Below are 7,303 nucleotides of genomic sequence, written 5' to 3' on the forward strand. Positions count from 1 at the left end.
CGGCGAAATCGCCAGGCGTATAAAGGCGGATCGCGCCGGTGTTCTTGTAAGGCGCGGAGGCCGCCTCGATATAGGTTACCATTACAGGACTTTCATTTGTCTTTGCCTGTTGTCATAGATCAGCAAGGGCCGGTTCGTCCATCGCGATCACGCCACCCGGCGCGATTTGCTGCGGCGAAACCCGGCATTTTACGGCAAATGCCTCGACACCGCGCCGCCGGGCGCGCTCAAATGCCGTGGCATAGGCTGGGTCGAGGTCGCCGCAGATGCGGAATGTCGAACAGTCGTCGCGCTGGATCAGGTAGACCATAATGCCGCGATGGCCGGCCTCGACCATGTCGCCGAGTTCCTCGAGATGTTTTGCGCCGCGCACGGTGGGGCTGTCGGGAAACTCACCGAGACCTCGGGTTCGGCTGAAGTGCACGTTCTTCACTTCGACATAGGCGCGTCCGCGATCAGGGTCGCTCAACAAGAGGTCGATGCGTGAATTGCGACCGTATTTCTGCTCGCGCTGCAGCGTCGCATAGAGATGAAGGTCGCCAATCTGTCCGGCCCGGATGGCTTCCTCGGCCAGCCGGTTGGGCAGGCCGGTATTGATGCCGACCATCGTGCCGTCAACCTCGACCATCTCCAGCATGTGGCGGTATTTTCGTGTCGGGCTGTCATGTTCCGATAGCCAGATATGCGAGCCTGGCGTCGTCAGGCCGCGCATCGATCCGGTATTGGGGCAGAACCCGGTGATCGGGCTGCCGTCGCCCAGCACGGCGTCGAAAAGGAAGCGCTTGTAACGCTGGACGAGAATGGCTGGCACGAGCGGCCTGTCGAAGATCATGAGCGGTGATTGTCCGGCGAACGATCAGGCGCGCGCGCGGACATAGGAGCCCGGCGCTTCTTCCAGCGAATTGAGCTTGCCGCCGGTCTTGCGCGCTGGCACGCGCTCTGCGTCGATCGTCTCGATCCACGTGTGCCAGTGCGGCCACCAGGAACCGGGCGTCTCCTTGGCGCCTTCGACCCAGTCCTCGAACGCGCCCTTGACCGGGCCGTCGGTCCAGAATTGGTACTTGCCCTTGTCCGGGGGATTGACGACGCCGGCGATGTGGCCTGATCCGGCCATGACATAGGTCACGTCGCCGCCGAAGAACTGGCTGCCGACGAAGACCGACTTCGCAGGCGCGATATGATCTTCCTTCGTCGCAAGATTATAGATCGGGATGGAGACGTCGCCGAGCGAAACCTTCTTGCCCGCGAGCACCATCTTGCCCTTGGTCAGGTTGTTTTCGAGATAGCAATTGCGCAGGTAGAAGGAGTGGTTCGCCGCCGGCATGCGGGTGGAATCGGAATTCCAGTAGAGCAGGTCGAAGGCGGACGGTTCCTGGCCCTTCAGGTAGTTGTTGACGAAATAAGGCCATATGAGTTCCGACGCCCGCAGCATGTTGAAGGCCATGGCCATCTTCGAGCCGTCGAGGTAACCGGTCTCTTTCATACCCGCTTCGATCTGGGCGATCTGGTCCTCGTCCGCGAAAACCTTGAGATCGCCGGCATGGGTGAAATCCACCTGCGTGGTGAACAGCGTCGCCGAGCGGATGCGTCGGTCGCCTTCCTGAGCGTGCAGGGCAAGCGTTGCCGCCAGCAGCGTACCGCCGACGCAATAGCCGATCGCATTGACCTCTTCCTCGCCGGTTGCCTGCTTGATGATATCAAGCGCATAGCCGATGCCTTCGCGGGCGTAGGATTCCCAGTCCTTGGTCGCGTGGCGTTCGTCCGGGTTGACCCAGGAGATGACGAAGACCGTGTGGCCCTGGTCGACGGCCCATTTGATGAAGGATTTCTGCGGGTTGAGGTCGAGAACGTAGAATTTGTTGATCCATGGCGGGCAGATCAGCAGCGGCCGCTTCAGGACTGTCTCCGTCGATGCATCATATTGCAGCACCTGGCAGACATCGCTCTGGCCGACCACCTTGCCGGGGGTGATGGCGATGTTCTCGCCAACGGCGAACTTGCTGGTATCGGTCTGGCGCAGCTTCAGGTCGCCCTTGCCGGCGGCGATGTCCTCGGCCAGCATCTGCATGCCCTTGACGAGGTTTGCGCCGCTGCTGGCCACGGTTTCACGATACAGCTGCGGATTGGTCGTGACGAAATTCGCGGGCGACAAAGCACTCGAAATCTGGCGGACGTAAAAGGCCGCCTTGTGCTTGGTATGCTCATCGAGGCCCTGTGCGTCGCTGACCATCCGATCAGCCCAGTTGGACGTGATGAAATAGGCCTGCCGCAGGAAATCGAAGAAGGGATTGGCAACCCAGTCGGCATCAGTGAAGCGCTTGTCGTTGCGCGGCATTTCGGAGGGATCGCTGACGGTCTCGCCGCTCATCCGCTGCATGGTCCGTGTCCACATGGCAAAGAAGCTTCCCATCAGGTGGGTTTGTGCTTCCAGCGTGCGGCGCGGATCGGACAACCAATATTCGGAGACCTTCGACAGGGTCTTGACCATATCGACGGCCGGGGTGGTGACCATGTCGGTCTTTTCACCGCTTTCGCGCGGAGCAAGCCAGGCGGAGGCGGCCTTGCCGAGTTGTTCGAGGGTGCGTGCGAGGTTCATCGTGAAGGCTTCCGGGTCCTTGACGATGTAGGGATCGACGGATTTCGGGTCAAAACCGGGGAAACCATCCGTGCTGGCGCCGGTCTGGCCCTCGGTCTTCCTGTCTTCTGCCACCCCGTTCCCTCCACAGATGTTTGTTTATTTTGTCTTTTTACATTCTGCCTTAAAATGATTACAAGTGCCAGCGCATGTTGGACTCGCGGGCTCGCAGAGCGTTTGGCCAGCTTCGGACAGTGATTGAATGGTATGCGCCGGATATGGCGTGAAGATGAAGTCGGGGAAAGCAGCGATGACGCGGACGGTGATGGCTCTTGGAGTGGCGGGTTTGATGCTGGCGCTGGCCGCCTGCAGTTCCGCCACGCGGGAAGAACAGCCGTCGATCTATTCCGCGACGATGGCCAAGCCTGTCTCAACGGACGTCTATCCGGTCATCGAGGGCAAGTTGCCGGCGGCCAGCGCCCAGATGAGCAACGAGGAAGCGGTCAGCCTGGAGGCCCGGCTGACAGCACTTGGCTCCGCCCGTTCTTCCGGTAAAATCTCGGAAGCCGAATATCAGCATCGCGTGCAGGAACTACGCCTGCTTGCCGCCAATCACGGCAGCGATACGCTGAAAGAGATACAGAATTAGCACTTGCGTTTCGACTGATTTGGACGCAAAGCGTTTCATGGCCGCGTGGGCCTGATTGCACCGCGCATGTCTCCTTGCACGCATGATTCCCAAGGCATGGAGACGGCGCAAGACGAGGTTTAGAGATGGAAGAGTTTCATAAAGTCCGGCGTCTGCCGCCTTATGTTTTCGAACAGGTCAACCGTTTGAAAGCCAGCGCGCGAGCGGGTGGAGCCGACATCATCGATCTCGGAATGGGCAATCCGGATCTTCCGACGCCGCAGTCGATCGTCGACAAGCTCTGCGAAGCCGTTCAGGATCCGCGCACGCACCGCTATTCGTCCTCCAAGGGCATTCCCGGCCTGCGCCGCGCGCAGGCTGCCTACTATGCCCGACGGTTCGGCGTGAAGCTTAATCCGGATACGCAGGTCGTGGCGACCCTTGGCTCGAAGGAGGGCTTCGCCAACATGGCGCAGGCGATCACCGCGCCCGGCGATGTGATCCTGTGCCCCAACCCGACCTATCCGATCCATGCCTTCGGTTTCCTGATGACCGGTGGCGTCATTCGCTCGATCCCGGTCGAGCCGGACGATACGTTCTTCCCGCCGCTGGAGCGGGCCGTTCGCCATTCGATCCCCAAGCCGATCGCGCTGATCATCAACTATCCGTCGAACCCGACCGCCAAGGTCGCGTCACTCGATTTCTACAAGGAAGTCGTCGCCTTCGCGAAGAAGCATGACATCGTCATCCTGTCGGACCTTGCCTATTCGGAAATCTATTTCGACGGTACGCCACCGCCGTCGGTGCTCGAAGTACCGGGCGCGATGGACAACACGGTCGAATTCACCTCGATGTCGAAGACTTTTTCCATGCCCGGCTGGCGCATGGGCTTTGCTGTCGGCAACGAGCGCCTGATCGCCGCCCTGACACGCGTCAAGTCCTATCTCGACTACGGGGCCTTCACGCCGATCCAGGTTGCCGCAACCCACGCGCTGAACGGTGATGGCTCCGACATTACCGAAGTGCGCAACGTCTACAAGCGCCGTCGCGACGTGATGGTCGAAAGCTTCGGCAAGGCCGGTTTCGAAGTGCCGCCGCCGGCCGCCACGATGTTCGCCTGGGCGAAGATCCCGGAAAAGTTCCGCCATCTCGGTTCGCTGGAGTTCTCCAAGCTCCTGGTCGAAAAGGCCGATGTCGCGGTAGCTCCGGGCATCGGCTTCGGCGAAATGGGCGACGACTATGTGCGCTTGGCACTCGTCGAGAACGAGCACCGCATCCGCCAGGCTGCGCGCAGCATCAAGAAGTTCCTGTCGACGGCCGACGATACGTTGCACAACGTCATCTCGCTGAACGCACATCGCTAAGGCGTCGGTTCTTCCGGCTTATCTTTAAAATATGCTCCGCCGTTCAGGCGGAGCACTCTCGACATGTTAGGATTCATGTATGGCAGATGCCCTTAAAATCGGCATTGCGGGCTTGGGAACTGTTGGTGCCTCGCTCGTGCGTATTCTCCAGGAACGCCACGAGGCGCTGGCGACGACATGCGGCCGGGCTATCGAGATTACCGCCGTGACGGCACGCGACCGGAACCGCGACCGTGGCATCGACCTGTCGGCTATCCAGTGGCATGACGATGCGCTGTCATTGGCGGAAACCGCCGACATCGACGTTTTCGTCGAGCTGATGGGCGGTGCCGGCGAACCGGCTCTGTCTGCGGTCAAAGCGGCGCTGTCGCGCGGTATGCATGTGGTCACCGCCAACAAGGCGCTGCTCGCGGCACACGGCATCACGCTTGCCGGCCTTGCCGAGGAGCACGGCGCGCTCCTGAACTATGAAGCCGCTGTCGCCGGTGGCATTCCGGTCATCAAGGCGCTGCGCGAGTCCCTCACGGGAAACACGATTTCGCGCGTCTACGGCATCATGAATGGCACCTGCAATTACATCCTGACCAAGATGGAAAAGGAAGGACTTTCGTTCGAGGCCTGCCTGAAGGAAGCCCAGCGTCTTGGTTATGCCGAAGCCGATCCGGCCTTCGACATCGAAGGCAACGACACAGCCCACAAACTGTCGATCCTGACCAGTCTGGCTTTTGGGACGGCGATCGCCGCCGATGACATCTATCTGGAAGGCATCACCAATATCTCGATCGATGACATTCATGCCGCCGCCGATCTCGGTTACCGCATCAAGCTGCTCGGCGTTGCCCAGCGCACCGACAGCGGCATCGAGCAGCGCGTGCATCCGACCATGGTGCCGCTCGATTCGGTGATCGCGCAGGTGGACGGGGTTACCAATGCGGTGGCGATCGAATCCGATATTCTCGGCGAGCTTCTGATGGTCGGCCCCGGCGCCGGTGGCAATGCGACAGCGTCCGCCGTGCTCGGCGACATCGCCGACATCGCCAAGAGCCGCCCCGGCGCACAACACGTTCCGGCCTTCGGCCGTCCGGTCACCGCCCTGATTCCCTACAAACAGGCGCAGATCCAGAGCCATGAGGGCGGATATTTCATCCGGCTGAAGGTGCAGGACAAGACCGGCGTCTTTGCCAGCATCGCCACCCGCATGGCGGAAAACCGGATTTCGCTGGAATCGATCGTCCAGCATTCCAAGCAGCATGTCGAAACGGACGGGCCGCAGACGATCATTCTCGTCACCCATGCGACGACCGAGGATTCGGTTCGCAAGGCCGTGGCTTCGATCAAGGGCGAGGGCTATCTCGTCGGCGAACCGCAGGTCATCCGCATCGAGCGTCCGAAGACCGCCTGACAGATATACGGCGATACCAATGCGCGGCCCCATCCGGTTCCATATCCGGATGGGGCCGTTTTCGTTGCGGTTTGCGCGGAAAACGAAACCCGCGTACGAACAGTCACGCGAAGTCAAAGGTGTGCCATGAGTGAATTGCCAGATCCCGTCCAGCGAGCTTTCCTCAATGTCGAGCGCTCGGCAACGGGACAGCGTTGGGTCTCGCGGCTCGACCAGGCCGGACAGAACCGGGCGCTCGCCATCAGCCAGGTGCATGGCTTCTCCGATCTCATCGCCCGCGTGCTGGCCGGTCGGGGTGTGACCATGGACGACGCCGTCGCCTTTCTCGATCCGACGATCCGCTCGCTGATGCCGAATCCCGATACGCTGACCGATTGCGGCAAGGCCGCCGCCCGGATCGTCAAGGCGATCGTGGCGCGCGAGAAGGTCGCCATCTTCGGCGACTACGACGTCGATGGTGCCGCATCCTCGGCGCTGATGTTCCGCTTCCTGCGCCATTTCGGCGTCGATGCGCAAATCTACATTCCGGACCGAATCTTCGAAGGCTACGGTCCCAATCCGGCTGCGATCACCCAGTTGATCGACAATGGCGCGCAGCTGATCGTCACGGTCGACTGCGGCTCGACCAGCCAGGAATCACTTGCCGTCGCCGAGGAGCGCGGCATCGATGTGGTCGTCATCGATCACCACCAGGTTGGCGCTGAGCTGCCGCCCTGCGTGGCGCTGGTCAACCCGAACCGGGAAGATGACCTGTCGGGGCAGGGGCATCTGTGTGCCGCCGGCGTGGTCTTTCTCGTGCTGGTCAACACCATGCGCCTGCTGCGTGAAAGCGGCGACCACCGCGTCGGGTCGTTCGATCTCCTCGCTTTGCTCGACCTCGTTGCATTGGCGACCGTCTGCGACGTCGTGCCTCTGAAGGGGCTCAACCGGGCCTATGTCGTCAAGGGACTGGTTGCGGCGCGGCACATGCAGAATCCCGGCCTGTCGGCGCTCTTTCGCAAAGCAGGTCTCGGCGGCCCGGTGACGCCCTATCATTTCGGCTTCCTGATCGGCCCACGCATCAATGCCGGCGGACGCATCGGCGATGCGGCACTGGGTAGTCGTCTGCTTGCGCTGGACGACGAAAATGTGGCGGATGAGGTCGCCGGGCGACTCGACGAACTCAATCGCGAACGGCAGGTGATGGAAATCGCCATGCTGGCCGAGGCCGAGGCAGAAGCGCTGGCGGAATACGGCAACGGCGAATCGGCGTCGATCATCGTCACCGCGCATGAAAAATGGCATCCGGGAATCGTCGGGCTGCTGGCCGCGCGCCTGAAGGAGAAGTTCCGCCG

Annotated in this window: 6 protein-coding genes; 4 read left to right on the forward strand and 2 right to left on the reverse strand. The window is 61.3% G+C overall.

The genetic code is table 11. From position 1 onward, the window contains the following. Positions 1 to 112: 112 nt before the first annotated feature. Both sfsA and phaC read right to left on the reverse strand, forming a co-directional pair. On the reverse strand, positions 113 to 832 hold the full coding sequence (gene sfsA / locus VL202_RS02370; RefSeq protein WP_325462583.1) for a DNA/RNA nuclease SfsA: 720 nt from the start codon (positions 830 to 832) through the stop codon (positions 113 to 115). Between the two features lie 24 nt (positions 833 to 856). Then, positions 857 to 2,710: a poly(3-hydroxyalkanoate) polymerase subunit PhaC gene (gene phaC / locus VL202_RS02375; protein WP_325462584.1), complete on the reverse strand. Its 1,854-nt coding sequence runs from the start codon at positions 2,708 to 2,710 to the stop codon at positions 857 to 859. Positions 2,711 to 2,885: 175 nt separating this feature from the next. Between phaC and VL202_RS02380 the strand changes: the two genes are divergently transcribed. The 4 genes from VL202_RS02380 to VL202_RS02395 form a co-directional block, all read left to right on the forward strand. After that, positions 2,886 to 3,224 carry an SHOCT domain-containing protein gene (locus VL202_RS02380; protein ID WP_325462585.1) on the forward strand — a complete coding sequence of 113 codons (339 nt, stop codon included), beginning with the start codon at positions 2,886 to 2,888 and terminating at the stop codon, positions 3,222 to 3,224. Positions 3,225 to 3,349: 125 nt separating this feature from the next. Then, positions 3,350 to 4,567, forward strand: a complete 1,218-nt coding sequence (locus VL202_RS02385) for an LL-diaminopimelate aminotransferase (protein WP_325462586.1) — start codon at positions 3,350 to 3,352, stop codon at positions 4,565 to 4,567. A 79-nt stretch (positions 4,568 to 4,646) separates the two neighbouring features. Continuing rightward, on the forward strand, positions 4,647 to 5,969 hold the full coding sequence (locus tag VL202_RS02390; RefSeq protein ID WP_325462587.1) for a homoserine dehydrogenase: 1,323 nt from the start codon (positions 4,647 to 4,649) through the stop codon (positions 5,967 to 5,969). A gap of 126 nt (positions 5,970 to 6,095) precedes the next feature. Then, the coding region (locus VL202_RS02395) for a single-stranded-DNA-specific exonuclease RecJ (protein WP_325462588.1) at positions 6,096 to 7,303 on the forward strand (1,208 nt) is incomplete at its 3' end.

The organism is Pararhizobium sp., assembly GCF_035497515.1.
Lineage (GTDB): Bacteria > Pseudomonadota > Alphaproteobacteria > Rhizobiales > Rhizobiaceae > Pararhizobium.